Source organism: Bacillus cereus G9842 (assembly GCF_000021305.1).
In the GTDB taxonomy this organism is placed as follows: domain Bacteria; phylum Bacillota; class Bacilli; order Bacillales; family Bacillaceae_G; genus Bacillus_A; species Bacillus_A thuringiensis_S.
This window is the reverse complement of record NC_011772.1, coordinates 2,144,987-2,170,260: the sequence shown is the minus strand read 5'-3', so window position 1 is coordinate 2,170,260 and position 25,274 is coordinate 2,144,987. Positions and strand designations below refer to the sequence as shown.

The following is a 25,274-nucleotide window of genomic DNA, read 5'->3' as shown; positions in this document are numbered from 1 at the left end:
ATACGTGTGAAAAGAATATACTAATTTATTAACACAACTTAGGAGTGAATATTTTATGTGGGTATCATTAAGAGTAACTGCCGTAGTTCCTTCGACTCCTGGGATACATGTTCCTGCAGTTCATACAGCTAGCTCCGATGTAGGAATTGAACTTCCCGCAACTTGGCAACAATATCAAATTCCCGGTCAAGTTACCCCCTCATTTTGGCATCATGGTGCACACCCAAGTAGTACTACCATTTATAGCCATAGTTATCCTCCACTACCTCCGACTCAAGTCTTTTATCATTTCCCTTCAATTTATTTCCAAAATTTTTATGGTACGTTTAACATTTAATAGCTATCACTGTATTACCCTACATCTTAATAAAGCGAACCTTTAATCCAGTTTCAACATAAAAAGTCGAATTTCTTAAATAAGAAATTCGACTTTTTATTGTTTTCCAAACGAAAGTAACCGTTAAAGAAAGACATTTATTAAAGACTTGAATATAATTCCCACTTATTTAATGCTTTATGTAATCCATTACAGTTAGTCCCTTTCCGGAATAACCCATACATACAATCATTTCTCTCTTTACGTTACATTTCACATAAACTACATTCACTCTTTTTCTTCTATCCGGCCCTTAACATAAAATTTTCTATAGCAAAATGAAAAAAGCACTTAAGATTGTAAATTCCCACAAATCTTAAGTGCTTTTTTGAAAACTTTTCTATAAATTTTTCTTATTGTCCATTATTGGCAGGAACCTCTCCTGCATTTCCACCATTATTTGGTTGTACTGTTGCAGGTGGGGTTGGAGTTCCTTGACCTCCATCATTATTCGCTGGAGGTGTCGTTCCTTGACCTCCTCCGCTATTTGCTGGAGGTGTCGTTCCTTGGTTTCCTCCGTTATTCGCTGGAGGTGTCGTTCCTTGACCTCCTCCGTTATTCGCTGGAGGTGTCGTTCCTTGGCCTCCTCCGTTATTCGCTGGAGGTGTCGTTCCTTGGCCTCCTCCGTTATTTTGTTCATTTTGTTTCTTTTCTTCTTCTTGTTTCTTTTGCTCTTCTAGTTTCTTTTGTTCTTCTTGCTTCTTAAGTTCCTCTTGTTTCTTTTGTTCTTCTTGTTTTTTCAGTTCTTCTTGTTTCTTTAATTCTTCTTGCTTTTTCTCTTCTTCAGTTTTTTGCTGTTGATCTTGTTTTGGTTGCTCCGTTGTATCCGGTACGCTAGTATTTGGCGATGAATCACGTTTTTCACCTTTTATACGTAGCTCACTACCTTCTTGAATGACGCTACTTGGCATTTTAAAGCGTGATTTATCTGTAGCCATTTCGCTCATCATTTCTTTAAAGATCAACTGTGCAATTTTCGTATTTTTACTACTAATATACTCGTCTTTGCCATCTTTCATATACCCAGTCCATACTGCCATCGTATATTGCGGTGTATATCCAGCAAACCAACTATCACGAGTTGCACTTTCTGGAATTTTATATTGAGCTAATTGTTTTGATGAGTAGTTTGTCGTACCCGTTTTTCCAGCTACATCTAAAGATGCTACATTTGCGGATGTACCAGTACCTGATCTAACTACAGAACGAAGCATATCTGTAATCATATATGCTGTAGAATCTGTCATAACTTGTTTTGGTTTTTGTCCAAAACTTTGTGACTTACCATCTGGATAAACGACTTTCTTAACAAAATGCGGTTTCGTATATTTACCATCATTACCAAATGCCGCATAAGCGCCCGCTATTTCAGTTGGTGATACTTCATTTGTACCAATCGCTGTTGATTCAGTCGGTGCTGCATTAAATGTAATGCCTAATTTCTCAGAGAAGTCTTTTGATTTATTAATTCCGACTTCTTTCGCAGTCTTAATTGCTGGGATATTTCGTGACTTTTCTAATGCTACACGCATTGTAATTGGACCCATGTGACTTCTATCTGAATTTCGTACTTCTTGTCCCGTTGAATACTTAAATGGAGAGTCATCAATTTGATGGTACGTAGCCCATTTTAAATATTCAATTGCAGGAGCGTAGTCGAAAATCGGCTTCATCGTTGAACCAGCTGCACGATCTAATTCAATTGCCATATTGTGTCCTTTAAATACAGCTTTATTTTCTCCACGGCCACTACCTATAGCACGAACTTCTCCTGTTTTCGTATCCATAAATGTAAATGCACCTTGGAATTTATCGTTCGGATAATCAATGATATTATTATTTAAAATATTATCAGCAAGTTTCTGTGCTTTCGGATCTAACGTTGTATAAATTTCTAAACCGTCAGAACCTATATTAGCATCTGGCAATTCTTTTTCTACTTCTTTCACAACTGCATCCATAAATGCAGGATATGGCATTGTTTGTAGTTGAGTTGCAGGCTTGAGTCCCTTTTCTACGTCAACTTTTGATGCTTCTTCCATTTCCTGTTTTGTTATATATCCATGTCGATTCATTAAGTTTAGAACAACATTTCTTCTTTCTGTTGCTTTTTGAACATTTTCTTTTTTCGTTGGATCATAGTTATTCGGTGCTTTCGGTAAACCTGCAAGCATCGCAACTTCTGGTAATGTTAAGTCCTTCAATTCTTTACCATAGTAGTTTTGTGCTGCTGTTGCGATCCCATATGAACGGTTTCCTAAGTTAATTTTATTTAAGTACATCTCTAATATCTCATGTTTTGAATACTGTTGTTCTAGCTTATAAGCTAAATATATTTCTTGTGCCTTACGCTTTGGTGTTTTGTCCATTGATAAGAAGTAGTTTTTAATAACTTGCTGTGTTATCGTACTTCCACCTTGAGAACCATAATCTCCTTTAAGACTTACTAGAACAGCACGGGCAGTACCTTTAAAATCTACTCCGCTATGCTCATAAAAACGTGAATCTTCTGTCGCTAAAAATGCATTTTCTACTAATTTAGGTATTTGCTCATACGTAACATTCGTCCTTTTTTCTTTTCCATATTCATATACCAAATCCCCGTTTTTATCATAAATTTTTGAGGATAACGGATTAACAAGTTTTGCTTTCTCAAGTTTTGGTGCATCCTTAATCATTACAAAAAAGGTAGCAACCCCCGCCACTAAACCAACAATACCAAGTAATAAACAAGTAATTAAAAACTTGCGAAAGAATGATGTTTTACCTTTTGGTTTTTGTGTTTTAGACGCTGGCTGTTTTTTCTTTTTAACTTGTCGTCGTTCCTCTCGAGAACGATAATTTTCTGACATGTTACTTTCTCCTGCCTTTCAATTCTCCCGTTGATTTACTTAAAAATATTGAGGTCACTTTCTAAAATGAATTTGATTAAGAAAGTATATTGACCTGGAGCATTCAATATTTTCCCAATTCACAGATTATAATTTTTAGAATACTTCTTATACAAACTATTTTCACTTCTATTTTTCCTAATAACGCTGCCCCTTTAAGCATAGAATGTAAAAAGTGAATTTTTAATACCTCGTATAAATAATATACCTTTTTTTCAAATGGTCAATATTTTCTTATTTATAAATCAAAGGTGAAATAAAAATAGCACAACGATATGTACTTCGTGTGAACTTCCTTATAATTACGTATAACAAACATTTAATATATTGCATATAAGTATAATACCTCTTAAATTATAAGGATTTCAACTTCATAACCTCAACATCTACAAGAAATTATTAAAAATGAAAAGTGAGGAGTTGCGTAATGATGAAGCTATCTCCCGTGATTTCAAAAAATATAGTTGCTGTTGGCTACAATCCTTTTTCTATGATTTTGCGAATCCAATTAAAGAATGGTATGTACGATTTCTTTAATGTACCAGAAAGTATCTATACTGGCCTATTACATGCACAATCTAAAAGTTATTATCATAAAACTTACATTAAAAATTCTTTCCGCCACACAAAAATTTAAACTTAACACCCACTAAAAAAAGGAGGTTAATCCTCCTTTTTTTAAAAAATATTTTACAGATAAATTACCTTCGATTCCTCTTATTAATTTCATCATATGCTTGAATTTGTTTTTTCAAACGCCGATCAGCTTTTTTATCATGCACTACAAGAATTGCATGTATAACTCCTGGAACCCAAAATATTAGTGTTAATATGAAATTTATTATTGCCTGAATTGGTTTTCCACAAAATAATACAGCAACAGGCGGAAGAAAAATTGCTAATAAATACATCATCCCTTGAAAACTCCTTATTTTGTATTTTATATATCACTTTTCAAAATATACGCAAAGAAACCTACTACTATTTTAATCTTAACTTGCCTCTAAAATCAATGTCTCTCCTTCTACTTATATAAGTATTTCAGACTTTTCATTGTTTGCTAGCCTATTTTCTTCCTCTATTGCAGTTACTCCAATTGCAGAAATTAACGTTCCAAGCGCTTGTATCCAAATACCAATGAGTGCAATTATTCTCTCATCCTTCTTATCAAAAATACTATCTTCATTTTCTCTCTCATCTTTCAATAAATTTGAAACGCCTTGATACGCTTGTAATCCAGCTCCTAAACTTTGCATGGAGTTACCTAGTATAATAATTTTCTGTAGTACATTTATATCCATCAAAGCTGCTTCTACTCCTAAAAAAGCACCGATTGATTGTAAACTGTTCCCTATAATAATAAGAAAATCATTTTCTTTCAATTGTTCATTTATATTAAAATATGTTCCTATTACATTTGATATATTCCCTAATGCTAATAACTCAATTCCTATTTTATCAAGTAATTTACTTTGATTCTCTAAGCCTATATTTTGATTTTCTCTTTTTTCTTCCCCGTCATCATACTTGCTCGCAATGATTTGTAATATATACCCGAGGGCTTGTAATGAGCTCCCTACAATAACAAGGTCCGATTCAACTTTCTCTTCTCCAATAAATCCTCTTGTCGTCCCAATAGCAGCTGTAAGGTTCCCTCCCACTTGAAACCATGCCCCTGTCACTTTTAAACCGCGTGGATTCATTTTTATCACCTATTTAAATATTTTCTAAAGCTTTCAAAACAAACAAATCTCACCCTTAATCGTTTATTTTATTTTTCATATGTGATTTTGTGAATGATATAATGTACTACCAATATAAAAAAGCACCTTAAAGGTGCTTTTTTATATGCATGCTGGACATGTCAACGAATCTCCATTTTTATCTATTGTTATATTCAATATATATTGAATTGCTTTATGTGACCAAGTTTCAGGTGTAGGTGATTCATTTATATATTGTGGAGCACATGACTTCAGCATTGGAGTACTAATACTCCCTCCAGGATCTAAAGCAACTACAGCCATGCCATAGGGTAATTCCAGGGCCATAGATTTAGTGATACCTTCAATAGCAAATTTCGAGGCACAATATGGCGCAAGCTCAGCCTCACCTTCTCTTCCCCAACTAGAACTCATATTAATGATAATCCCTTCTTTCCTAACTACCATTGCTGGAACAAACGCTCTTATTACATTTACTACACCATTCACGTTTACATTCATTACATTTTCAAATTCTTGAGCCGTAATTTTCCAAAGTTGTGCATTTTGATTTACAATCGATGCATTATTTATTATCAGATTGGGAGCCTTATGTCTATTAAGTATATAATTTGCCCAATTGTTAACTTGCTGAGAATCTGAAATATCAATTACTTGGAAATCATGTATTTTACTGTACTGTTTTTTTAGTTCTTCAATTTTATCTTTTGAGCGTCCACAACCATATATGTTCCACCCTAATTCATGAAATCGATCAACCATCGCACGTCCTAACCCTTGTGTCACACCTGTAATAATTACAGACTTACCAATTTCTTTTCTCTTCATTTCGCTCATCCTCCTTCCCTATATATTACTCTCTTCATTTTTATTCAGCCATTTACTATAGTATCAACTCAACTCATACTTTAGTAATAGTTTTGATATTGCATACATAAACAAAAAAAGTAACCATCATGGTTACTTTTTGCTACCTATCTAAAAATTCATTGTTTATTTCATTATTGTTTTTACATTTCAACTTCTCTTTTCCACATTTCTCACACTAGTAAATATAAACTACACCTAATGTACCTTTTTTTAAAATCCTCATTATCCTGCATCTTAATAAAAATATATTTATGTTTACAATGCGATTCACCCAAATAATTTTTAAACCACTTTTTCAACACAACACATTCCACCTTTATGATAGAACCTTTATTTAGCTGCCTTATGACATACTTTTATTTAAATGTTCAATCTCATATTGCAATTTTTTAAATTGCTCAAAATGCATGGTAATAGATTGACTACTACCATAATCAACATTTTGTTTCACTAATATAACACCCGTATCATGAAAAAGCGCTTCAAGTTCTTTCCTAATAGAAACTTTCGCAATATGAGCTGTTTTAATTGCAGATAAAATTGCAATTTCATTAAACTTTAATTTTATTTCATTTGGACAAAATGCGTCTTCAACTAATATAACTTCATTACTATAAATTAGTGCAACAAGATTACTTGATTTGGCATCTGTTAAATCAACTTTTTTCATAATATCTTTCATTACATTTTGCCTCCTTTATTTTCATATATATTAATTATACAAATTTTTCAAAAAAATACTCAACTTTATTATATTAATTTTAACACACTTTTATTGAAATCCATGCTCCAAACGTTTTACTATCCCACAATTTTTATTGTATGAACCATCTGGACTATAACTCCATATAGTAATGTTAACAACTTATTATAAAGCAGGTGAAAATTATGCCATCAGTTGTAGGAAATTTAGTTGTACAAAATAGTAATGGTTCATTTAACTTAGGTGATTTCTACAACGTTTCTCCGAAAGAAAATACGAAAGCTTATAATGGCTCCGGCGCATCAAACGTTGGTTTTGTTGTTAATACTTTTAGCGGTGTTAGCGCGACCAATACATTTGATTCTGACCTTGCAGATCAAAACCAAGTGGGTACAGCCTAATCTTATGTTTAACTTTCTGTATAGAAAATTTTAATTTGTCTATACTATAATCAGGCTGTTTGACAGCTCTTGTTGATTTTGGAGTACCCTATCTTTTTCTCCCTTTCCCTGGGGCTCAGCAGCTAGCGCGAAGCTAGCTGCTTTTTCTTGTATTATTTATTTCATAAATCAGAAATAAAAGAAGCTGCCATTTAATATTCAGCTTCTTTTACGTTATTTCAATAATATCCATAGCGTTAAATACGTAAGTTTTATAAAAGGCGTCTGTACAAATTACAAATTGTTTTACCGGATTAATATGTACAACTGTCATGTAGCTTGTTAATATGTAGCCATCTTCAAAATATGTTATCAATATTTCTTTCTCAGACAGTAATGAATTTAATAATTTATCAGAAATTCTCTCTTTTGCTTCATTTGTTAAAAGCGGTTTTTGTACTTTTAATTTCTCTCCAATAATCTTTCTCATATTTAAAAGTTGTTCGGATATTACTGTAAACGGAACCCACTCTCTTTCTTCTTTTTGTATCTTTACATCGTTCATTTTTTATCTCCTTGATCATTTATACATTTATTTAGTCATACTATCCCTTAGTTATTTTTAATACTCACTAAACTCGGATTTACTTCTAAATTATAATTAGGTTATCCCTCTAAGGAACATTAGTTCTTATTATACACGAACTTACGTTCTTTTGAGAAGAGCCATACTTATTATTTTTTAACAAAAAACACAATTTTATTTACCTCTATACTTTCTTTTTCCTTTATCAAATAAACTTCTCATTTCTTATGTAAAATGAAATACATATAACAACTAAAAAGCGACTTCACACAAAGTGAAATCGCCTTTTTCTAAAAAATATTTCAAATTTTATTTTTCTATCCTAACTAATGTTCTTTCTGGAATACATAATTCATCTATATTAAAATGATTTATTTTTAATTTCAATTCCCCTACTCATTCCTTACCTTCATCACCAACCCAACAACTAAATAATTCGAAATAGTCTCCATCTTCCAAATAGCCTTCCATAATCTTGCATAAAGTTAAAAGTTTTTCTTTCGCTTCTTTTTTCCTTTACGTTTTGCCACTCGACAAATTCAATTCCCCAACTAGTTGAAACCTCATATGTGAAATTTGTTTGGAATTGATACTCTTGTACAATTTCAAGCATACTTTCATCTGAAAAACACGGTCCAAAAACAATTACATCATTAGAATCTGGAACCGTTAACTGAATTTCTACATTACAGCCTATGTAACTAGCTAAACTCATTTTATACTCCTCCAATATTCGTATAAAAAATACTTCATAGTATATTTATTCATATATAAAATCCCTACCCAAACAAAAAAGTTTTAAATTTTTTCGTTTATTAACCATCTATAACTGAAAACATATACTATGATGAACGAACTCACAAAGCATAAGAAAAGAGAACATTTACAACACTCTCTTTTCTTACATACTCTATGAAACTTTGCAAAACTGAATCAGTGATTTTTATTATTATATTTTATTACATAGGTTGTACTATTATATGTAACTCTCTCTCTGTATCCGATTTTTTCGGATGACGAAAATAATTAAGTTCGTACTTTAACACTTTATACTTAACCATCCCTATTTTAATCCCTTTCGTTTCTTTTAATATTGCTAATAAATCACTTATATTTTCATCATATGACTCAAATATTTTCGCGCCGCCCTCTCCCTGAAAGATTACTTTCATATATTCTCTCCACCTTAATTTATTGATATGGTAAATGACGCGTTTAAAGCGATTCATTCTTTATCCTAAAATTTTCATACTAAAAAGAACATCCTTTCCAATCGAATGCTCAGCTTTTTACTAATTATCCACGTTAAATATTTATTCAAAAACATTATATGTATTATTTTGTAAATTATGTTCGATACCCATTATTAAAGAGTAAATATATGTAACAAACTTGCATAATGAAAACCGTATCATATCTACTTCCATTGAAATAATTATAATTCCTTTAATTTAAACCCATAATTTCCCATTGCAATTCTTAATATTTAAATGTAATATTGTATTGTCTTACTATCTATTTATAACTCACACACTAATTAGAAAAGGGAACTCTATATGAGTTCCCTTTTCTAGTTATGATTACAGTCATTATTTCTTTTCTAGAAATTTAAATGTATCTTTAAATTCTTTATTATTCACTTTAATATTAGCATCTTTCAATAAATCATTGACTACTTGTTGTTTCCATTTACCTGTCGTATCTTCTAGTCTTTGTTGTTCTAAATCTTTACGAATTTTATCTTTTACTTCATCAAATGGCTTCAATTCTTTTTTATCCGTCACTTTAATAATATGGTAACCGTAAGTTGTTTTAACTGGATCACTTACTTGGCCTGCATCTAATTTATACGCAGCTTCCTCAAATTCTTTCACTGTTTGCCCAGGAGCAAAACCAGATATTTCCCCGCCCTGTTCCTTTGAACCAGTATCTTCTGAATACTGTTTTGCTAAGGCAGCAAAATCTTCACCATTATTTACTTTCTCCTTTATTTCTTTAGCCGTTTTTTCATCTTTCACTAAAATGTGACTTACTTTCATTTCTGGTTTATAGTTATCTTTCACATCTTTTTCTGTAACTGTTGCTTTGATTGCTTTCTCAAATGCAATTTCTGGCTTCATTTTTTCTTTTAATTCATCTTCATTTTTCAATCCAAGTTGTTCTAAAGTCGATTTAAAGTTCTCACCCATTTTATCTTTTGCTTCTTCTACTTTCTTTTTTGCTTCCTCATCTGAAACTTTATATTTATCTAGCAATGCCTTACTTAACATCATTTGATATAAAGTACTTTCTCCATATTGTTGTCGTAATTCTTTACTTAATTCTTTCTCTGTAACATTTCCTACTTTTGATGTTACTACGTTGTCTGAGGAACCACATGCAGATAATGCTAGCATCAAGCATGAAATAATCGTTCCAATAAATATCTTTTTCTTTTTCAATTCAAATACCTCACTTTTATCATTATGCAAATTAACTATACACAGTCATTGTGAAAACAGTGTGTTTTCTACATGTAATTCATTTCATATGAGTAGACTATGCATCATGTATTTTCATTTTTAAATATAAAGAGTTTTCTTACTATGTATAGTAAGAAAACTCTTTATATGCTCCAAAAAAATATAACTTCTATAGTTACTTAATAATTACATGTTCTTCAGGTATCCAACTATTCTGCCCGATATCTACCGCATTTCCCACTCTATCCCACACTCGAAAAGATGTCGATCCATCTATATTTCCTTTATAATTCATACATTCAGGCTCTTCATAATAATTTACTCTGTAGCCGACAGGATATTTCGAAGTTGCATAAAACCATTTCACCTTAAAATGTTTTAAATATGCCCACTGCTTATCGTTCCCTAAACAAATCATATCTTGCTCACCGCCTTCCCAATAACCTGTTAAGATTAAATATGGAATTTTCTGAGTGAGTGCACCTGTAAATTGAGGATTCATAGGGTTCTCATATAAATTTATTCCGTATCCATCAGGATATTTCGAAACTGCAATACCAATGCCATTCGGTTGCTGTGTATACACTATGTTAGGTTGATTTGCTTTGTTCGAATCTATAAACCAAGAAAGTGACTTATTTCCTACTAATCGATTCAGATCACATTTCCCAACCCCAGGAACATTCCCTGAATCCGTATATTGCCAAATATCACATGGATATGCTGGCTTATTCCCTCCATAACGAGGGATCCATACGAAATCAGCTTCAATATTACGTGCTCCAAATGATAAATACATGTGATGCCCTACATATAATCCTACTTTTTCCGCACCTAAACGGCGTAATTCATCAATAAATGCCTGTGTCCCGCCTTGCATATCTGCCATCGTTTGAACTTCTACGTCCGCCACCCAAAACTTAGCTGATTGATCACCACGATTCCAAAAATCTTGTGCCTCTTTCTTTGCATCAGCAATAGATATAAAACGGCAAAAAGCATAATTACCGAATGGGATACTATACTTTTTCATTTCACTAACATAATTTTGATACATAAAATCCACCGTATTAGAGCCATCTTGAACTCTAGCTATCACTAAATCTAGCTGAGATGCTGCAATATCCCAATTGATAGTTCCATTCCATTTTGAAATATCTACAATATAACCCATACATTCCAGCTCCTTTTTAATGTCTTATTCATAGCTTGTTTTATTGTAAGCCTTATCTCTCTAAAACTAGCTATCTATAATATAAATAAAAAGAATCGTTACTGTTTTTCAAAATATATTCTCTTTCAGAAATATTTCTATTAGCTTTAACATGTATGTCACAAAAAATATTATCATATTCGAAATATACCTTACTATTTGTTATGTAGTCTCATCCTATCAATTTAGGTATTGATCATTTTTACGGATATTAGAAAAAATCCTCCTATAGTATTAACTTAAAACTTCCAGTATCAATTCCCTTTCAGTTAATAAAAATCATTCCTCATTTTCTATATATTCTTAAATCAAAATTACTATCTTTCCATGAAATATGAGATTTAGAAAAATTTTAATTAATTGAAAATTATTCCTGTTAACCTACAATTGTCCAACCTGAACACTATTGGTGCATAAAAAAGACATTTTCTATTACTGAAAATGTCTTTTTATAGTCTAATAAAACAATTTTGGTGTTAAATCTTTATTTTGTAATTGTGTATTTTCACTGTTCATAACACAACTTGTAGAAAATAATATTGGGCTATCACAAACCTCATCATTCATTACATCACGAAATACATTGGCAGCAACACCTGTAAACGTTTGACATAAGTTAGAAATATCGTCATTGAAAAACTGAATGACTTCCGCAGTGAACACCGGAAAGACAACATTCGGTCCGCCAGGGAACTGAGGCTGTACCACAACTTGTTCAAAATAAGGATTGTTTTCTAGTGCTACTTGAAATAAATGAGCTATTTCAAATGCATCTAGTGGACAAGGAAATGGATTTACAATTTCATTCTCATTATTCGTTACAATAACTGTCACACTTACATTCCCAAATTGTACAAAAGATTTTAAAAACGTTGCTAACGCTCTCGCTTTTTCATTACTTAACGCATGCACTAAAATAATATAATTACCACCAACAGGAATAAGTGGCCCAACTGTAACAGTTGGATCAGCACCTATTGAATTTTTTAATTCATTAAAATATGTGATCCACGGTGGCGAAAGCTGAGCTTGTACATTTTCTTCCACTATTTTATACTACCTCCTTATACAATTCTTACTAACATGATATGTAACAAATTAAAAAATGTATTAGTTATATTAACTATTTTCGTATTTATTGATTATATTAATTAAACATTTTATTTCGCATTCTCAATTTCCCTTTTACATCTTTAAGCACTTTTACTACTATGAAATTCTTTATTATAAGCAAATCCACTGAAATTTCATATTATACTAATACGACTCTATATCCATTAAATTATAATACTCAATATTAGGAGCTGATTTCATGGAAAAAAAGCCTATCGTGTTCAAAATCCCACCAAATTCAAAGCTAAAAGTTACATTTTTCGGTCCTTGTAACGAAGTAATTACAAATGTGTCTATTATTAATCAACTATGCACCCCAAAATGTCAAACTATCACGCAATATCCAGACTTTAAGAAATATGTAACTGAAGTACGATCGTTATCCCGTTGTTAGTCCGCATAATGCACGATTTTCACAACTTTGTTACCTAAAATAACTGAGAAAGAAAATGACTGCATTCCTAGACTAAAATTACTCATTTTATGATATTCCATTGATAATTCATTGATTTTTTACACGTTTTTATTAAAAGGACATATATTATCGTATGGAGATTATCCACTCATAAAACCTATCTTTCTTTGGAGCGTACTTATTATGTATGCTCTTTTTTTATGTAACCGTCCCCTTCTAAATTGACCAACAATATATTAAAATTCTTTATGTACTCAAGGAGGTCAAATATGTTCAAGCTGCATCCAATACTACTCATCTTAGGATTGATTTTGTTTTTATATAGTGTAATCGCCTTTATGTTATTCTTTTCAGTGTACTAGCATTCCCTACACAAATTTATGTTCAATATGTAATTTCTATATAGTAAAGAAAAAACGTAATGATGCGATCTTTTATGTATTTCGTCTTTCTTGTTCTATAAAAAAACTAGTAAACTTACTAACACTGAGTTTTCACAAGCATGTTACTTATTTACATATTATTTTTTTCATTATCTGAATAAGGTTAAAGCCTCTACAAATTAAACTACACTTTACCTGTTTACTTATATATTTTAGAAAAACAATAATAATCCCCCACCATTTGGTAAGGGGATTAACTAAACCTACTAAAAAACATTTAATGATCTGTTTTATTTAATTGGAGAAGGAAATCTTGCCGCTTCAAAGTGAACCGTATTTAAACCATTAACATTTTGTACAATTACGCCCGCAATACTACTTTCTACAAAAACTTCAACTGAATCTCCTGCTTCTAATTGAAGAATAGTAGTTACTGAAACATCATTATTAAAAAATACTCCTGTTCCAAAGAAATCATTATCTATCGCTATTGCTAGATTTCCATTTACACGAATTTCTACTCTAGCTCTGTAATTCACATTAAAATCATTTGGAGAAAATGTTATATTTCCTAATACACTATATACCCCTCTAGTTTTCGGAGTGAAAATGGATGTTACTGGATTATATTCATTCGCTAGATCAAATTGTTCATTTTGAAATAATACTTTAACAGGAGTATTTGCTAGAACAGGTTGATTAACTGTATTCACAGCTCTAAATGCCGATGCCCTTACAAGCTCCTCTTTCTTATCATCACAACACTTCACCTTTACATACTTCCTATCACATTTACTACTTTTTCTATAACAATCATGACTTTCCTTTTTGTAATCTTTACAATACTTACAGTAATAATAAGACATAGTTAGTCCCCCTTTACACTTATTTTTATATAGTATGCTATATAGATTAGAATAGCTTGGACGACCTGTTACTATTTTTAATAGAGTAAAAAACCCTCACCATTTCGGTGAGGATTTACCTTTAAGCTTCTGTAAACTCAATGTTTAATTACTTTATTTAATCGGAGAAGGAAATCTTGCTACTTCAAAATGTGCACCATCTTCTAAAGGACTTAAAACTCCATCTATACTACTTTGTGCATAAACCTCAACTTCATCCCCTGCATTCAATTGAACAATCGTCGAAACACTTACTACATTTCCAAAACTTATTGGACCAAAAAAGTCATTATCTATAGCTATCGCTGCGTTTCCATTCACACGAATTTCTACACGCGCTCTATAATTTAAAGTTGGATCGTTTGGAAAGAAACCAATCGTTCCAATAATAGAATATACTCCTTTAGTCTTCGGCATAAAAATAGATGTTGCTGGATTATACTCATTCGCTAAATCAAATTGTTCATTTTGAAATAACACTTTCACAAAAGTATTAGCAGGAACATTTTGATTCACAGTATTTCTAGCTCTAAATGCCGATGCTCTAACAAGATTGTCCTTGTTATCATGGCACTTACTAGTGTTCTTACAACAATCATGGTGCTTCTTTTTATACTCCTTACAATACTTACAGTAGTAATAACAAGACATACTAATTCCCCTTTCAAACTTATTACTACATATTATGTAAGATTGATTTATAAGGTTTGGACTAGCTATTTTTATTGTTCATAAGGGCGCTATTAACCTGCACCCTTATTTATATACACCACTTCATTCCTTACTAGTTATAAGTTGTATACAGTTCCATATGGAATAGTAAGAAAAGAACTTCCATACGGTGTAACATGATGTACTGGGTAAAAATACTCTACGGATGAGTAATATGGTTGTACTCCTTGCTGCTGCATTTGCATTTGTTGTTGCATTTGTAATGCTTGTTGAATAGCTTGGACTGTACTTTGTGCTCCACTATACGTTATAGACGTACCATACGCTGGTCGCATGCCAGCTTGAGAATTAAAATATGAATAAAACATGATTTTCAACTCACTTCCATATAATTTGTTACAAATTATATTATGATTCTTTATTTCAGTGGGTACTATAAAGCTAGTCCGCTCGCTTATATTCAAATGACAAAATAAAAAAGTAGCTGCTAGACTACCTCGAATTCTTCTTATCACCAAATGAAATGATATACATATTCTCCTGTTACACGCTCATCAATTCCCGCAACCCTAACGAACCTCAGTAAATCCGCCCCTTGAAGAAAATATACCGAAATCGTAACCGGTACTTGTGACCACATGAATTGATAAAGCTCATTCACTCTCTGATTCGTCGTAACAATTAAATCATTTACAGGTCCATGATTCCATGCAGAGGTTTGAACTGAAGTGAAAGAAAGATCTTTTCCATTAACCACTATTCTTGATACGCTTTGAGTTATGTCCACAATAATCCCCTCCAACATTACAAAAATCGGACCTTTTTTAGTTCATATTATTATAAATATTCTTAACTGCAATAAATGTTTAAGGCAAATCCCTAATAAAATTTTTTTATTAATATCCCTTAATTCCCATTACAATCATATAATTTCTAACCTTATTCAATTTTTGTAATTAAAATAAAAAGGCATCTTAATTAGATGCCCTTTACTTATCTTTTAATACAATTCTACTGTTAAAATAGCGATGCCGCATCTGATACAAGCGATAGAATCCTTAAGTTTATGAAACATACAAGAAACATCTTTATCTTCCCATGATAGAGAATTATTCAAGCTTAGGTTATTTATTGCAGTAAATAATCTAGAATTCAATTATTTGTTTTTTCTTTCTTGTTTTCTTTTTAAATAGGCGAAACTTTCTAATAATAAAAACAGACGATTTAATGTAAATGGTAACCCTGCAATTCAGAAGTTTGACACAATCCTGGAAAAAGCTTATAAAGAAAAGTGAGGTTCCGTTATTTTCACACTTAGAAGTGCAGTCATGTTATATACAAGTTAAAATACAGTTTTATAAGTGTGAACGAACTACAAAACTAAAAAACAAATAATAAGTTTGCAACATGTTTGCAAATACGAATTTTGCATATAAATTCGTGTAATATTGAAAGGAGTTTTACTTATGAAAGAAATTAAAACAGAACAAGAATTCAAAGACATCATCGCAAGCGAGGAGCCAGTAGTTGTTAAGTTCTTTACTACATGGTGCCCAGATTGCGTACGTATGGACAACTTTATCGGAGATGTAATGGAAGAGTTCAATAAATTTGAATGGTATTCTATTAATAAAGATGAGTTTCCAAGTATCGCTGAAGAGTATCAAGTAATGGGTATTCCAAGTTTACTTGTATACCAAAATGGTGAGAAGCTAGGCCACTTACATAGTGCTAATGCAAAAACTGAAGAGCAAGTTACTGAGTTTTTAGAAGCATACTAAAATAAAAGCCCTCTGGAAAATATTTTTCAGAGGGCTTTCATCTGTTTTCACAATTATCTTTTGATGTTTTTCATCGTTTAATGAATTACACCCTGTCATTATAAGAATAGTACATAGTAAGAAAAGTATTCGCTTCTTCATCCATCTACCCTCCTATCTCTTTAGTAAATAAACTCTAATTAGGTTCACACCCTGACTTTGTACTTTTCAACATATTTTTCCTTCACGAAACTTTGTTATCCCCTTCTTAAAAAGCTATAAAACGTCAACAATGTTTGTATAGACCCACACGACTTTCGTTTGATACTCTATTTATAGAAAGAAATTCCTTTAAAGAAAGGTGAGTGATTAAAATGGATACTCTTTCTCATAAAGAAGCTGATAAAGGTGCTATTGTCAGCATTATGGCCTACATATTTTTATCCTCTATGAAAATCATCATCAGTTATATTACCCTCTCTAGCGCATTACGTGCTGACGGTTTAAATAACTTAACGGATATCGGTGCTTCTTTAGCGATATTAATTGGTCTAAAAATATCTCGTAAACCTCGTGACCCAGATCATCCGTATGGGCATTCACGGGCCGAACAAATCGCATCACTTGTTGCGTCCTTCATTATGGCAACAGTCGGATTAGAAGTTGTTATTAGTGCCATTCAATCTTTCTTAAATCCGAAACAAGCAGCACCTAATGTACTCGCTGCATGGGTTGCTTTATTTTCTGCTGTCGTTATGTACTGCGTGTATTTGTATACGAAAAAAATTGCAGCACGAACAAAAAGTAAATCACTAGAAGCTGCTGCAAAAGATAATTTATCAGATGCACTCGTAAGTATCGGTACTGTAGTAGGTATTGTCGGTTCTCAGTTCCAAATGCCTATTTTAGACCCTATTGCCGCTTTAATTGTTGGTCTTATTATTTGTAAAACTGCATGGGAGATTTTCGTAGAATCTTCTCATATGCTAACAGATGGAATTGACCCTGATAAAATGGAGGAATACGCTGATGCTATTGAGCATATTGGCGGTGTGGAAAACATTGTAGATATTCGAGCACGTATGTACGGGAATCAAACGTACGTTGATATTACAATTGAAGTAGATGCTCGTATGGATGTTGGAGAAAGTCACTGTATTACCGACAACATCGAAGCTATGCTTCGCAAAAAGTTTGGAATTTACCATGCACACATTCATGTTGAGCCAATGAAAAAAGAACCTATTATGACATAGGTTCTTTTTTTATGAACGTTTTATGGAATATAACACATAAAACGAGCCAGCTACCGCCAGCTGCCCATCCTGCTAATATGTCAGATGGATAGTGCACGCCAAGATATATTCGGCTAACTGAAATAGATAATACAACAAAGCTTGCTATAAGAATAATTAGCAATTTTTTATGCAACGAAATACGATCTTCAGTAATTGTGACGTATGCAATAAATCCTAAAAAAGCCGTAGCATTCATCGTATGACCGCTCGGAAAACTATATCCAGTTGCAGTAACAAGCTGCGTAACATCAGGTCTTGCTCGTTCGTACCATAGTTTAAGCAGACTGTTTAAATAACGAGATCCGTAGTAATTAATTGTTAGAAGCAATGCACTAAGCAACTTTTTTCTAACGAGAAAATACATTACAAGAATAATGAGTAATGGGAAAAATATCCTTTTGGAACCGATAAAAGACACCCAAGTAAAATAGGTCGTCAAATAATCGTTTCGAAAGCTTTGAATAAAATGTGCGACTATATTGTCAAAATTCTCAATACAAGCGGTATGATACGAAAGTGATAATACGACAAAACAAATGAGTAACGTAAAACTTAGCAAGTATAAATGTCGATATCGTTTCACATACATAACCTCACTATGCAAAAAAATGGAGCGGTTGTTTTAGTTTTCCTCTCCATTCCTTTTTTATGCATAGTTTATTAAAAAATATAATTATTAATTTTTTGCTTCATCTCAGGGATATCTTCTCTTGTTACGGTAAAACGAATCACCTTCTCATCAAGATCAAGCGCCTCAGCGAATAATCCAGCTAAACCACGAGATTTTCTATCTACTTCCATAATAATTTCTAGTCGATCGTATGCACGTGGCAAGATTAATAATTCTAATTCATCTAATTTCCCATAATACTCTCCAGAAACTGGAATAAACTCAAATTCTTGTGCGAATGGAACTTGCTTACGTAATCGATGCGGTAATTCTTCACATTCTATATGACGTGCTTTAAACCCTAATTCATTTACACTATCTAAAACACTACTTAATAATGCATTGGGTAACACTTGAACGTAGTCGCGGTCACTTGGGTCTATACTATGTTTAATATCAAGACCTGTATGAATCCAAACCGTTTTCATATCAAGTGTAAGTGGTGCTTCAATTGGCATTGGAAAAGAAAATGGAATTTCAACTTTTTCATTCGGTTCTATAGAAAATGGTTCTGTTAAGCGTACTCGCTCTAAATCATACGTTGCTGTTACTTTTTTATCATCCACTTCTCGTACATACGACGTCGATAATGTTAAGTAAATGCTTTCAATTTGCTGGCTAACTGAACCTCCAGTTATATGAACATTTCCAACTATTTCTTCCCCAACAATATACTCATCTTTTTCAAGAACAGTATCTACCTTTGCACTCCCAATACCAACGCTTGCTAAAAACTTTTGAAACATGGAGTCTCCATCCTTTCTAAAGCAGAAGCTACATCTTGTTTTAAATCTTGTACATTCTCATAGTACGGCGTTTTTATTTGTAACATTCGCATAAGCATTTCGCGATTATAATTTTCCAAAGTTAATTCTTCGTACCATGGTTTTTCCTGTTTTTCATTAGATTCATATCCTGCATATAATAAAAATAACGAGAAATGACCGAGTGCATAAAAGTCGCTACGAAAGTGGACTTCTCGCATCAAAGCTTGTTCACCTTCGTAAGTTGTAGCTCTCTCATCACCCTCACCTTTCCATTTAGCCAATCCAAAATCAATAATACTAATTTGATTTTCTTTCATTAATATGTTTGGAATGCGTAAATCTCGGTGAATAATGCCTTCACTATGAAACACCGATACAATTTCTAATATTTCATATAAAATCTCAAAAACTTCACGTTCTGTATATACATACCCATCTATGAAAATATAATCTTCAAAATTTTTACCAGGCATGTACTCCATCACAAAGAAGCTCTTTTTCTCCCATATGAAATGATCATACAGACTAGGAATTGCATGATGATTTAATGTTTGTAAAATCATTTTCTCTTGTTCAAATGATTTTCTACCAGACTCATATCTTTGTTTACTTTGTCTTAATTGTTTTAAGACTTTATATCTATTTACTTGTAAATCATTAACGACATATGTGACCCCATAACTGCCCATTCCAATTACTGATTCAATTTTATAACGTTCTGCAACAATTGTATTTTTCCGCAGTGGTCTATCAAATAATGCTAGTACACGACGCCATTTCATCAGCTACTTGAAAAGAAGCTACGGCTTTTACGTTTTCTTTTATAATGTTGATGTCCATAACCAGATGAACGTCGTTTATAATCGCTACTTGAATACGAGCGCCCTCTACGACGGTAATCACTACTTGAATACGAACGATATTTTTTCTTTCCTAATAAAGAATCAATAATTTTTTTGAACATCCCTTCACCTCTTGAGTAAAATTTCATTTTAATTATACCAATAATTATTGACTATATTTGTGACAGGTTTGTAAAGAGTAAAAAAACGACGAGTTATGCCCGTCGTTACTTTCATTCATCCTCTTCATCAAAAACTTCATCAATCATGCATTTCTCTAATAAATACTCAAATGTAATATCTGCGAGATCTTCAATTTCTTCTCGTTTCGGGACGTACCCTCTTTCAATTAGTTGCTCATAAAAAAACTCCGCAATCTCTTCCGTATCAATCACGACTTCAATTTCCTTCATGAGCATCACTCCTTTATTTCTGTTTTATGAAAAAATCTCAAAATTATGTATATGAGATTAGAAAAATAGATTTTATTTTTTTATAGGTCATAAGCTTTGGACGAGATGCATACGATTGTAGTACAAGCTATTCAAAGGGGGAAATAATAATGGAAAATCAATATGAAGTAGGACAAACAAAAGAAGAGTTCATGCATGAAGATCAATGGGCAGACTCTCTTATAAAGTGGCTTTTTATTTTTTTAATAATTGTAGGCATACCTTATACTGCATATGTTGTTGTTCAATTTATTCTCTCTTTCTAGTTAACTATTTTTTCTCTGTCAATTTAACTAAATAATTATGAACAACATCCATTACAATTTTATATTCTTCATCTTTAAATGTATCGAACAATAATTGATAATCGTTATAAATATCAAGTAATCCATCAATGATTTCTTGACGATTCGTCTTAACACTCACTTTTTTCGAGTTGTTAATTGACTTTAACTTACCTAAATCTAATTTATTCATACCTGCTTTATCTTGTTTCAGTTTCTTCAAAATTGCATTTGCCGTTTGAGCATTGGCAAGTAACGTTAAATCTGACTCATCCGCTTCTAACCATTCACCATCCGTAATCCGTGACAATTCATAAATTGTATCTTCCCATGCGTCATTCTTATATCTCCATACTTCTGTACGAAAACCAACAATACGGAAAACATCTTTATCATATCCAGTTACTTGCACAAGATCACCAAACGTGAAATTATAATTTAATTCAATCCACTCCGTATCGCCCTTCTTCATATCTTGCTCTGTAACGTGCTGCAGCGTTTGCTCTACGTAAAATCCATCGTGATTATTGACTTCGTATACATAAACTCCATCTAAAACCTTCATATTTGTGATTTTCCCAACGGTTCCATATAGCGTAATCACGACTATGTCCCCTACGTTATATTTAGGTTGTTTTTTTCTTGCCATCTCTATCTCTCCTTTTTTTGACGTCGTGATTTTGATAACAGTATATGCAACCTACATAAAAACGCTTATCACAGAAGCTTATATTCATAAATTTTTTCAATAAAAATTATAATCTTATAAAATTTACGTTACACTCAAAAGAAAAGCTAGTAACTAGACTAGCTTCAAATCAATAAAAAAACATACAGAATACTTCACTTTAAATAAAGTAATGTATTCTGTATGTTTTCAAATAGTTTTTATCTATCTTGTATGTATAAATCCCAGGCTTCATCAAATATAGACATACTTTCTAGCATTCCGCTCAACTCTAAGTATGAACTAATTTCATCATAGTCTTCAGATTGCTTCGGAAAACTTAAATCATCATACATCGCCTCTGCTAAATCTGAAATTTCATTTCTAAATAAAGCTGCACGATGCTTCATCATATAATGGTAAAATGTCTTTTTCAAAAATATTCCCTACCTTTCTAACTTGGGTACATTATACAAGGCAAAAAAGAAAAAAACCAGCATAAAAGCTGGTTAAAAGTCGAAGTAATTTCTTTTTAATAGACGTGGTCTTCCCATTAATTCTTCATATGTTAGTTGTTTTGGTAAATCTTTCGTATAAATTAAAAATAACTGATCTTCAATTTCTTTTACTGTATGGTCTGATTGATAGTCCATCCCGCACGAGGAACAAGAAATACATGGTGTCTTTTGGATTTCAATGGCTTTCGTACCATCTGGTAATTCCCAATATACAGTATTCAAGCTTTCTTTCGCTTCTGTACTGTCACACCACATACAATTCATACTGCATCACCCTCAGTTTTTTTGTCGTTTTCTTCTAATTTAGCCATTTGTGCTTGATATTTTTTATCTTTTAATTGATCACGCTTATCACGTTTATCTTTTAAAGATGCATGAGTATCATTATCTTCGTAGTCTTTACGACGGTTCATACGCTGTAAGTCGTCTGGAACGAGGTTAAATTTCTTATCGCTCATAAGACCTGCGATACCAACATCTGAACGTTTTTCTTCGTAGTTCGGATAAATCTCTTTAAAGTATCCTTCCGCTCTTCCTGGAATATAGCTCTCTGGCTCTGGATACGTCGTAATAACACCTTCAAAGTTACGAAGTACAACTTTATCTGCACTTTGTGAGATTAAATAGTTTGGTTGAAGTGCAATTTTACCGCCTCCACCTGGCGCATCAACAACGAATGTCGGAACAGCATAACCAGATGTGTGTCCACGTAAACCTTCAATAATTTCAAGACCTTTAGATACTGGTGCACGGAAGTGACCGATACCTTCAGATAAATCACATTGATAAATGTAATATGGACGTACACGGATTTTTACTAAGTCATGCATAAGTTTTTTCATAATTGGAACGCTGTCGTTAATACCAGCTAAAATTACTGCTTGGTTTCCGACTGGAACACCAGCATTCGCTAACATTTCACATGCCTTTTTCGATTCTTCAGTAATTTCAATAGATGTATTGAAATGTGTATTTAACCATACTGGATGGTATTTTTTAATAATGTTACATAAATTTTCTGTAATACGTTGTGGGAATACTACTGGTGCTCTCGTTCCGATACGAATAATCTCAACATGCGGAATCTCTCGTAAATTTTTTAATACATATTCTAAAATTTTATCGTTAATTAGAAGTCCATCACCACCGGAGATTAATACATCTCGTACTTGTGGTGTTTCACTAATATAAGCAATCGCATCATCTAATTGTTTCTTCGGTACACCCATTCCAATTTGTCCACTAAAACGACGGCGTGTACAGTAACGACAATACATAGAACATTGATTTGTTACTAAGAATAGTACACGGTCCGGATAACGATGTGTTAGCCCTGGAACTGGTGAATCTTCATCTTCGTGAAGCGGATCTTCTAAATCATATTTTGTTTTATATAACTCTTCCGAAATCGGTACTGATTGCATCCGAATCGGACAGCGTGGATCATCAGGATTCATTAGCCAAGCATAGTACGGTGTAATGTTTAACGGGATCGTTTTCGTTGAAATTTTAACGCCCTCTTCTTCTTCAGGTGTTAAGTTAATTACTTTTCTTAAGTCATCTAACGTTTTGATCGTATTCGTTAATTGCCAAACCCAATCATTCCATTGCTCTTCAGTAACATCTTTCCATAATTCGATATCCTTCCAGTGACGATTTGGTTTGTATACATCATGTAACATTGCTATTCCCCCTTTTTATACGCTCATCCTTTATATAAGCAATAGTTATGCCAACTTTACATTGTTGATAAGTAAATTTGCGGAGAACCCTATTACATAAGCGAAAAAATATTTTTAAGCGTTGTATGAAATCAATACTTAACATTATATTCATTACTTTTTATATATGTAAACGCTCTTTTATTCGTGCAAACACACAAAAACCGCCGATTATTCGGCGGTTTTGTCGTACTTCCTCAGTTTATATTGAAGCGTTTGACGAGGGATACCTAACATTTTTGCGGCTTGTAATATATTCCCTTCCGTTTCAATCAACGCTTGATCTATTAATTCTTTTTCTGTTTGATGAAGTGCTTCTCTAAGTGGCAATATGCTCTTCTTCTTCGGAAGATTCTCTTTCCGAAATGTACGCGGTAAACAATTAGCTGTTAATGTATTACCTTCTGCAATTATGACAGCATGTTCAATCGTATGTTTTAACTCCCGGACATTTCCAGGCCACTGATAAGCTTGCAGTCTATCTTTCGCTTCCTCATCAATTTGAAGTACACCTTTTTTATAACTTTTATTATATTCTTTCAAAAAATAAGATGCTAATAATAGTACATCCTCAGTTCTTTCACGAAGCGGTGGGATATATAATGAAAATACGTTTAAGCGATAATATAAATCAGTGCGAATTTTATTCTCTCGTAAACATATTTCTGGAGGCTGGTTCATTGCGGTAATAACGCGAACATCTACTTTTCTCGTCTTATTATCACCAATTCTTCTAATGACTCCATCTTCTAACACTCGTAACATTTTTGCCTGCAAATCAAGAGGCATTGAATTCAGTTCATCTAAAAATAATGTACCACCATCAACAAGTTCAAATAGCCCAGCTCTTTCAATCGCTCCTGTATAGCTTCCTTTTGTCGTTCCAAACAATAAACTTTCTAATAACGACTCTGGTAAAGCTGCACAGTTTTGTGCAATAAATGGCTTGTTTTTTCTTTTAGAAGCTTCATGAATTGCTTGTACGAACAGTTCTTTTCCTGTTCCTGTTTCACCATATATTAAAACATTTGCGTCTGTTGGTGCTACTTTTTGTGCTAGCTCTTTCGTCTGTTTAAACCGCGTATCATTTGTCACTATCGTCTCAAATGCAGCATGCTTTTTAATCAATTTTTTTCTAGATGACCGTTTTATTTTCGACTGTAAATCAACAATTGTGTCAGTAAGTTTTTGAATTGTAGAGTAATCCTTTGCAATTTCAACAGCCCCGGCAATATTCCCATCTATAAAAATAGGTAACGTCGTATTTACTGTACAAACATCTTCACCATTTAAATTTTGATAATGCTGTACTTGATGTACGATAGGTTTTTTTGTATCTAATACTTTCATCAATGTACTCGTTTCCCTTGATAAAGACGGGAACACTTCTAACAAATGCTTCCCTAACACTTTTTCAATCTTGGATCCATCGTGTTTTGCAGCTACAGAGTTATAAAATATTGTAATTCCATTTTCATCTACAGCGTGTATAGCCTCATCAATGCTGCCCAAAATCGCTTCAATGACTTCTTGTGTCGAAACTGCTAGCAATGTCATCCCCCCTTTTGCCGAAAATCCAGCAATTACATGCCGAATTTTCGG

Annotated in this window: 31 protein-coding genes and 2 pseudogenes; 7 read left to right on the top strand and 26 right to left on the bottom strand. The window is 32.7% G+C overall.

Annotation, left to right across the window (positions count from 1 at the left end; all coding sequences use genetic code 11):
- Positions 1-55 precede the first annotated feature (55 nt).
- Complete coding sequence (locus BCG9842_RS10965; protein ID WP_000270162.1) at positions 56-337, top strand: hypothetical protein; 282 nt, start codon at positions 56-58, stop codon at positions 335-337.
- Positions 338-729: 392 nt separating this feature from the next.
- Here the strand turns inward: BCG9842_RS10965 and BCG9842_RS10960 are convergent, their stop codons facing one another.
- Complete coding sequence (locus BCG9842_RS10960) at positions 730-3,228, bottom strand: transglycosylase domain-containing protein (RefSeq protein WP_001293953.1); 2,499 nt, start codon at positions 3,226-3,228, stop codon at positions 730-732.
- A 466-nt stretch (positions 3,229-3,694) separates the two neighbouring features.
- Here BCG9842_RS10960 and BCG9842_RS10955 point away from each other — a divergent pair, with 466 nt between their 5' ends.
- Positions 3,695-3,904: a KTSC domain-containing protein gene (locus BCG9842_RS10955; protein ID WP_000977080.1), complete on the top strand. Its 210-nt coding sequence runs from the start codon at positions 3,695-3,697 to the stop codon at positions 3,902-3,904.
- Positions 3,905-3,968: 64 nt separating this feature from the next.
- Here BCG9842_RS10955 and BCG9842_RS10950 read toward each other — a convergent pair whose 3' ends face one another.
- From BCG9842_RS10950 to BCG9842_RS10930, 5 genes and pseudogenes are all read right to left on the bottom strand, one after another.
- On the bottom strand, positions 3,969-4,181 hold the full coding sequence (locus tag BCG9842_RS10950; RefSeq protein WP_000990219.1) for a YqaE/Pmp3 family membrane protein: 213 nt from the start codon (positions 4,179-4,181) through the stop codon (positions 3,969-3,971).
- 114 nt (positions 4,182-4,295) lie between these two features.
- On the bottom strand, positions 4,296-4,970 hold the full coding sequence (locus BCG9842_RS10945; RefSeq protein ID WP_001069566.1) for a DUF6944 family repetitive protein: 675 nt from the start codon (positions 4,968-4,970) through the stop codon (positions 4,296-4,298).
- 141 nt (positions 4,971-5,111) lie between these two features.
- Complete coding sequence (locus BCG9842_RS10940; protein WP_000823053.1) at positions 5,112-5,819, bottom strand: SDR family oxidoreductase; 708 nt, start codon at positions 5,817-5,819, stop codon at positions 5,112-5,114.
- A 142-nt stretch (positions 5,820-5,961) separates the two neighbouring features.
- Positions 5,962-6,163: pseudogene (locus BCG9842_RS10935) on the bottom strand (hypothetical protein).
- A gap of 41 nt (positions 6,164-6,204) precedes the next feature.
- The gene (locus tag BCG9842_RS10930) at positions 6,205-6,543 is read right to left on the bottom strand and encodes a hypothetical protein (RefSeq protein ID WP_000651908.1); all 339 of its coding nucleotides are present in this window, start codon (positions 6,541-6,543) and stop codon (positions 6,205-6,207) included.
- A 206-nt stretch (positions 6,544-6,749) separates the two neighbouring features.
- On the opposite strand from BCG9842_RS10930, the gene gerPF reads away from it, so the two are divergent.
- Positions 6,750-6,965, top strand: coding sequence for a spore germination protein GerPF (gene gerPF, locus BCG9842_RS10925; protein WP_001141569.1), 216 nt, complete (start codon positions 6,750-6,752; stop codon positions 6,963-6,965).
- A gap of 208 nt (positions 6,966-7,173) precedes the next feature.
- Here the strand turns inward: gerPF and BCG9842_RS10920 are convergent, their stop codons facing one another.
- From BCG9842_RS10920 to BCG9842_RS10895, 6 genes and pseudogenes are all read right to left on the bottom strand, one after another.
- Positions 7,174-7,509 (bottom strand): YolD-like family protein, encoded by a 336-nt coding sequence (locus BCG9842_RS10920; RefSeq protein WP_002162812.1) that lies wholly within the window; start codon positions 7,507-7,509, stop codon positions 7,174-7,176.
- 330 nt (positions 7,510-7,839) lie between these two features.
- A pseudogene (locus BCG9842_RS10915) lies at positions 7,840-8,245 on the bottom strand (hypothetical protein).
- Positions 8,246-8,489: 244 nt separating this feature from the next.
- Positions 8,490-8,702 carry a hypothetical protein gene (locus BCG9842_RS10910; protein ID WP_000864274.1) on the bottom strand — a complete coding sequence of 71 codons (213 nt, stop codon included), beginning with the start codon at positions 8,700-8,702 and terminating at the stop codon, positions 8,490-8,492.
- A 417-nt stretch (positions 8,703-9,119) separates the two neighbouring features.
- Entirely contained in the window at positions 9,120-9,971 is an 852-nt protein-coding gene (locus BCG9842_RS10905; RefSeq protein ID WP_000727339.1) for a peptidylprolyl isomerase PrsA, read from the bottom strand.
- Between the two features lie 196 nt (positions 9,972-10,167).
- Complete coding sequence (locus tag BCG9842_RS10900) at positions 10,168-11,166, bottom strand: glycoside hydrolase family 25 protein (protein ID WP_000540669.1); 999 nt, start codon at positions 11,164-11,166, stop codon at positions 10,168-10,170.
- A gap of 495 nt (positions 11,167-11,661) precedes the next feature.
- On the bottom strand, positions 11,662-12,252 hold the full coding sequence (locus BCG9842_RS10895; RefSeq protein WP_000392278.1) for a hypothetical protein: 591 nt from the start codon (positions 12,250-12,252) through the stop codon (positions 11,662-11,664).
- Positions 12,253-12,517: 265 nt separating this feature from the next.
- Here BCG9842_RS10895 and BCG9842_RS10890 point away from each other — a divergent pair, with 265 nt between their 5' ends.
- Complete coding sequence (locus tag BCG9842_RS10890; protein ID WP_000412557.1) at positions 12,518-12,712, top strand: hypothetical protein; 195 nt, start codon at positions 12,518-12,520, stop codon at positions 12,710-12,712.
- Between the two features lie 694 nt (positions 12,713-13,406).
- Here the strand turns inward: BCG9842_RS10890 and BCG9842_RS10885 are convergent.
- The 4 genes from BCG9842_RS10885 to BCG9842_RS10870 form a co-directional block, all read right to left on the bottom strand.
- Entirely contained in the window at positions 13,407-13,982 is a 576-nt protein-coding gene (locus BCG9842_RS10885) for a hypothetical protein (protein WP_000122941.1), read from the bottom strand.
- A gap of 153 nt (positions 13,983-14,135) precedes the next feature.
- On the bottom strand, positions 14,136-14,672 hold the full coding sequence (locus BCG9842_RS10880; protein WP_002162813.1) for a C1q-like domain-containing protein: 537 nt from the start codon (positions 14,670-14,672) through the stop codon (positions 14,136-14,138).
- A 137-nt stretch (positions 14,673-14,809) separates the two neighbouring features.
- The gene (locus tag BCG9842_RS10875; protein ID WP_000500101.1) at positions 14,810-15,061 is read right to left on the bottom strand and encodes a DUF3947 family protein; all 252 of its coding nucleotides are present in this window, start codon (positions 15,059-15,061) and stop codon (positions 14,810-14,812) included.
- Between the two features lie 143 nt (positions 15,062-15,204).
- A complete protein-coding gene (locus tag BCG9842_RS10870) occupies positions 15,205-15,480 on the bottom strand; it encodes a hypothetical protein (protein ID WP_000355694.1) in 276 nt (91 codons plus the stop codon).
- A 679-nt stretch (positions 15,481-16,159) separates the two neighbouring features.
- Between BCG9842_RS10870 and BCG9842_RS10865 the strand changes: the two genes are divergently transcribed.
- Together BCG9842_RS10865 and BCG9842_RS10860 are read left to right on the top strand one after the other, a co-directional pair.
- A complete protein-coding gene (locus BCG9842_RS10865) occupies positions 16,160-16,474 on the top strand; it encodes a thioredoxin family protein (protein ID WP_000658787.1) in 315 nt (104 codons plus the stop codon).
- A 353-nt stretch (positions 16,475-16,827) separates the two neighbouring features.
- Positions 16,828-17,709 carry a cation diffusion facilitator family transporter gene (locus BCG9842_RS10860; RefSeq protein WP_000380385.1) on the top strand — a complete coding sequence of 294 codons (882 nt, stop codon included), beginning with the start codon at positions 16,828-16,830 and terminating at the stop codon, positions 17,707-17,709.
- Here BCG9842_RS10860 and BCG9842_RS10855 read toward each other — a convergent pair.
- The 5 genes from BCG9842_RS10855 to BCG9842_RS10835 all read right to left on the bottom strand — a co-directional run bounded on the left by BCG9842_RS10855 (position 17,699) and on the right by BCG9842_RS10835 (position 20,443).
- A complete protein-coding gene (locus tag BCG9842_RS10855) occupies positions 17,699-18,334 on the bottom strand; it encodes a phosphatase PAP2 family protein (RefSeq protein ID WP_002082842.1) in 636 nt (211 codons plus the stop codon). The genes BCG9842_RS10860 and BCG9842_RS10855 overlap by 11 nt on opposite strands.
- 77 nt (positions 18,335-18,411) lie before the next feature.
- A complete protein-coding gene (locus BCG9842_RS10850; RefSeq protein WP_000486635.1) occupies positions 18,412-19,167 on the bottom strand; it encodes a sporulation protein in 756 nt (251 codons plus the stop codon).
- Entirely contained in the window at positions 19,149-19,970 is an 822-nt protein-coding gene (locus BCG9842_RS10845) for a serine/threonine protein kinase (RefSeq protein WP_000872072.1), read from the bottom strand. Before BCG9842_RS10845 ends, BCG9842_RS10850 begins: the two co-directional genes overlap by 19 nt.
- Positions 19,970-20,152 (bottom strand): hypothetical protein, encoded by a 183-nt coding sequence (locus BCG9842_RS10840; RefSeq protein ID WP_000473371.1) that lies wholly within the window; start codon positions 20,150-20,152, stop codon positions 19,970-19,972. The genes BCG9842_RS10845 and BCG9842_RS10840 overlap by 1 nt, the downstream gene beginning before the upstream one ends.
- Before the next feature lie 111 nt (positions 20,153-20,263).
- Positions 20,264-20,443: a YozD family protein gene (locus BCG9842_RS10835; RefSeq protein WP_000658451.1), complete on the bottom strand. Its 180-nt coding sequence runs from the start codon at positions 20,441-20,443 to the stop codon at positions 20,264-20,266.
- A 149-nt stretch (positions 20,444-20,592) separates the two neighbouring features.
- Between BCG9842_RS10835 and BCG9842_RS29610 the strand changes: the two genes are divergently transcribed.
- Positions 20,593-20,748, top strand: a complete 156-nt coding sequence (locus tag BCG9842_RS29610) for a DUF3930 family protein (protein WP_000431485.1) — start codon at positions 20,593-20,595, stop codon at positions 20,746-20,748.
- A 4-nt stretch (positions 20,749-20,752) separates the two neighbouring features.
- Here the strand turns inward: BCG9842_RS29610 and BCG9842_RS10830 are convergent, their stop codons facing one another.
- From BCG9842_RS10830 to rocR, 5 genes are all read right to left on the bottom strand, one after another.
- Positions 20,753-21,415: a hypothetical protein gene (locus tag BCG9842_RS10830; RefSeq protein ID WP_000101498.1), complete on the bottom strand. Its 663-nt coding sequence runs from the start codon at positions 21,413-21,415 to the stop codon at positions 20,753-20,755.
- Between the two features lie 239 nt (positions 21,416-21,654).
- A complete protein-coding gene (locus BCG9842_RS10825) occupies positions 21,655-21,870 on the bottom strand; it encodes a YozE family protein (RefSeq protein ID WP_000750717.1) in 216 nt (71 codons plus the stop codon).
- A 72-nt stretch (positions 21,871-21,942) separates the two neighbouring features.
- On the bottom strand, positions 21,943-22,215 hold the full coding sequence (locus BCG9842_RS10820) for a YokU family protein (protein WP_000995766.1): 273 nt from the start codon (positions 22,213-22,215) through the stop codon (positions 21,943-21,945).
- A complete protein-coding gene (gene ablA, locus BCG9842_RS10815; protein ID WP_000902145.1) occupies positions 22,212-23,633 on the bottom strand; it encodes a lysine 2,3-aminomutase in 1,422 nt (473 codons plus the stop codon). Before ablA ends, BCG9842_RS10820 begins: the two co-directional genes overlap by 4 nt.
- Before the next feature lie 210 nt (positions 23,634-23,843).
- Positions 23,844-25,229, bottom strand: coding sequence for an arginine utilization transcriptional regulator RocR (rocR, locus tag BCG9842_RS10810; protein WP_079997150.1), 1,386 nt, complete (start codon positions 25,227-25,229; stop codon positions 23,844-23,846).
- Positions 25,230-25,274: the final 45 nt, after the last annotated feature.

What these genes read in the sequence shown, in the direction of transcription:
- BCG9842_RS10965 (WP_000270162.1), top strand. Translation starts at nt 56, where the DNA reads ATGTGGGTATCATTAAGAGTAACTGCCGTAGTTCCTTCGACTCCTGGG.
- BCG9842_RS10960 (WP_001293953.1), bottom strand. Translation starts at nt 3,228, where the DNA reads ATGTCAGAAAATTATCGTTCTCGAGAGGAACGACGACAAGTTAAAAAG.
- BCG9842_RS10955 (WP_000977080.1), top strand. Translation starts at nt 3,695, where the DNA reads ATGATGAAGCTATCTCCCGTGATTTCAAAAAATATAGTTGCTGTTGGC.
- BCG9842_RS10950 (WP_000990219.1), bottom strand. Translation starts at nt 4,181, where the DNA reads ATGATGTATTTATTAGCAATTTTTCTTCCGCCTGTTGCTGTATTATTT.
- BCG9842_RS10945 (WP_001069566.1), bottom strand. Translation starts at nt 4,970, where the DNA reads ATGAATCCACGCGGTTTAAAAGTGACAGGGGCATGGTTTCAAGTGGGA.
- BCG9842_RS10940 (WP_000823053.1), bottom strand. Translation starts at nt 5,819, where the DNA reads ATGAAGAGAAAAGAAATTGGTAAGTCTGTAATTATTACAGGTGTGACA.
- BCG9842_RS10930 (WP_000651908.1), bottom strand. Translation starts at nt 6,543, where the DNA reads ATGAAAGATATTATGAAAAAAGTTGATTTAACAGATGCCAAATCAAGT.
- gerPF (WP_001141569.1), top strand. Translation starts at nt 6,750, where the DNA reads ATGCCATCAGTTGTAGGAAATTTAGTTGTACAAAATAGTAATGGTTCA.
- BCG9842_RS10920 (WP_002162812.1), bottom strand. Translation starts at nt 7,509, where the DNA reads ATGAACGATGTAAAGATACAAAAAGAAGAAAGAGAGTGGGTTCCGTTT.
- BCG9842_RS10910 (WP_000864274.1), bottom strand. Translation starts at nt 8,702, where the DNA reads ATGAAAGTAATCTTTCAGGGAGAGGGCGGCGCGAAAATATTTGAGTCA.
- BCG9842_RS10900 (WP_000540669.1), bottom strand. Translation starts at nt 11,166, where the DNA reads ATGGGTTATATTGTAGATATTTCAAAATGGAATGGAACTATCAATTGG.
- BCG9842_RS10890 (WP_000412557.1), top strand. Translation starts at nt 12,518, where the DNA reads ATGGAAAAAAAGCCTATCGTGTTCAAAATCCCACCAAATTCAAAGCTA.
- BCG9842_RS10885 (WP_000122941.1), bottom strand. Translation starts at nt 13,982, where the DNA reads ATGTCTTATTATTACTGTAAGTATTGTAAAGATTACAAAAAGGAAAGT.
- BCG9842_RS10880 (WP_002162813.1), bottom strand. Translation starts at nt 14,672, where the DNA reads ATGTCTTGTTATTACTACTGTAAGTATTGTAAGGAGTATAAAAAGAAG.
- BCG9842_RS10875 (WP_000500101.1), bottom strand. Translation starts at nt 15,061, where the DNA reads ATGTTTTATTCATATTTTAATTCTCAAGCTGGCATGCGACCAGCGTAT.
- BCG9842_RS10865 (WP_000658787.1), top strand. Translation starts at nt 16,160, where the DNA reads ATGAAAGAAATTAAAACAGAACAAGAATTCAAAGACATCATCGCAAGC.
- BCG9842_RS10860 (WP_000380385.1), top strand. Translation starts at nt 16,828, where the DNA reads ATGGATACTCTTTCTCATAAAGAAGCTGATAAAGGTGCTATTGTCAGC.
- BCG9842_RS10850 (WP_000486635.1), bottom strand. Translation starts at nt 19,167, where the DNA reads ATGTTTCAAAAGTTTTTAGCAAGCGTTGGTATTGGGAGTGCAAAGGTA.
- BCG9842_RS10845 (WP_000872072.1), bottom strand. Translation starts at nt 19,970, where the DNA reads ATGAAATGGCGTCGTGTACTAGCATTATTTGATAGACCACTGCGGAAA.
- BCG9842_RS10840 (WP_000473371.1), bottom strand. Translation starts at nt 20,152, where the DNA reads ATGTTCAAAAAAATTATTGATTCTTTATTAGGAAAGAAAAAATATCGT.
- BCG9842_RS10835 (WP_000658451.1), bottom strand. Translation starts at nt 20,443, where the DNA reads ATGAAGGAAATTGAAGTCGTGATTGATACGGAAGAGATTGCGGAGTTT.
- BCG9842_RS29610 (WP_000431485.1), top strand. Translation starts at nt 20,593, where the DNA reads ATGGAAAATCAATATGAAGTAGGACAAACAAAAGAAGAGTTCATGCAT.
- BCG9842_RS10830 (WP_000101498.1), bottom strand. Translation starts at nt 21,415, where the DNA reads ATGGCAAGAAAAAAACAACCTAAATATAACGTAGGGGACATAGTCGTG.
- BCG9842_RS10820 (WP_000995766.1), bottom strand. Translation starts at nt 22,215, where the DNA reads ATGAATTGTATGTGGTGTGACAGTACAGAAGCGAAAGAAAGCTTGAAT.
- ablA (WP_000902145.1), bottom strand. Translation starts at nt 23,633, where the DNA reads ATGTTACATGATGTATACAAACCAAATCGTCACTGGAAGGATATCGAA.
- rocR (WP_079997150.1), bottom strand. Translation starts at nt 25,229, where the DNA reads ATGACATTGCTAGCAGTTTCGACACAAGAAGTCATTGAAGCGATTTTG.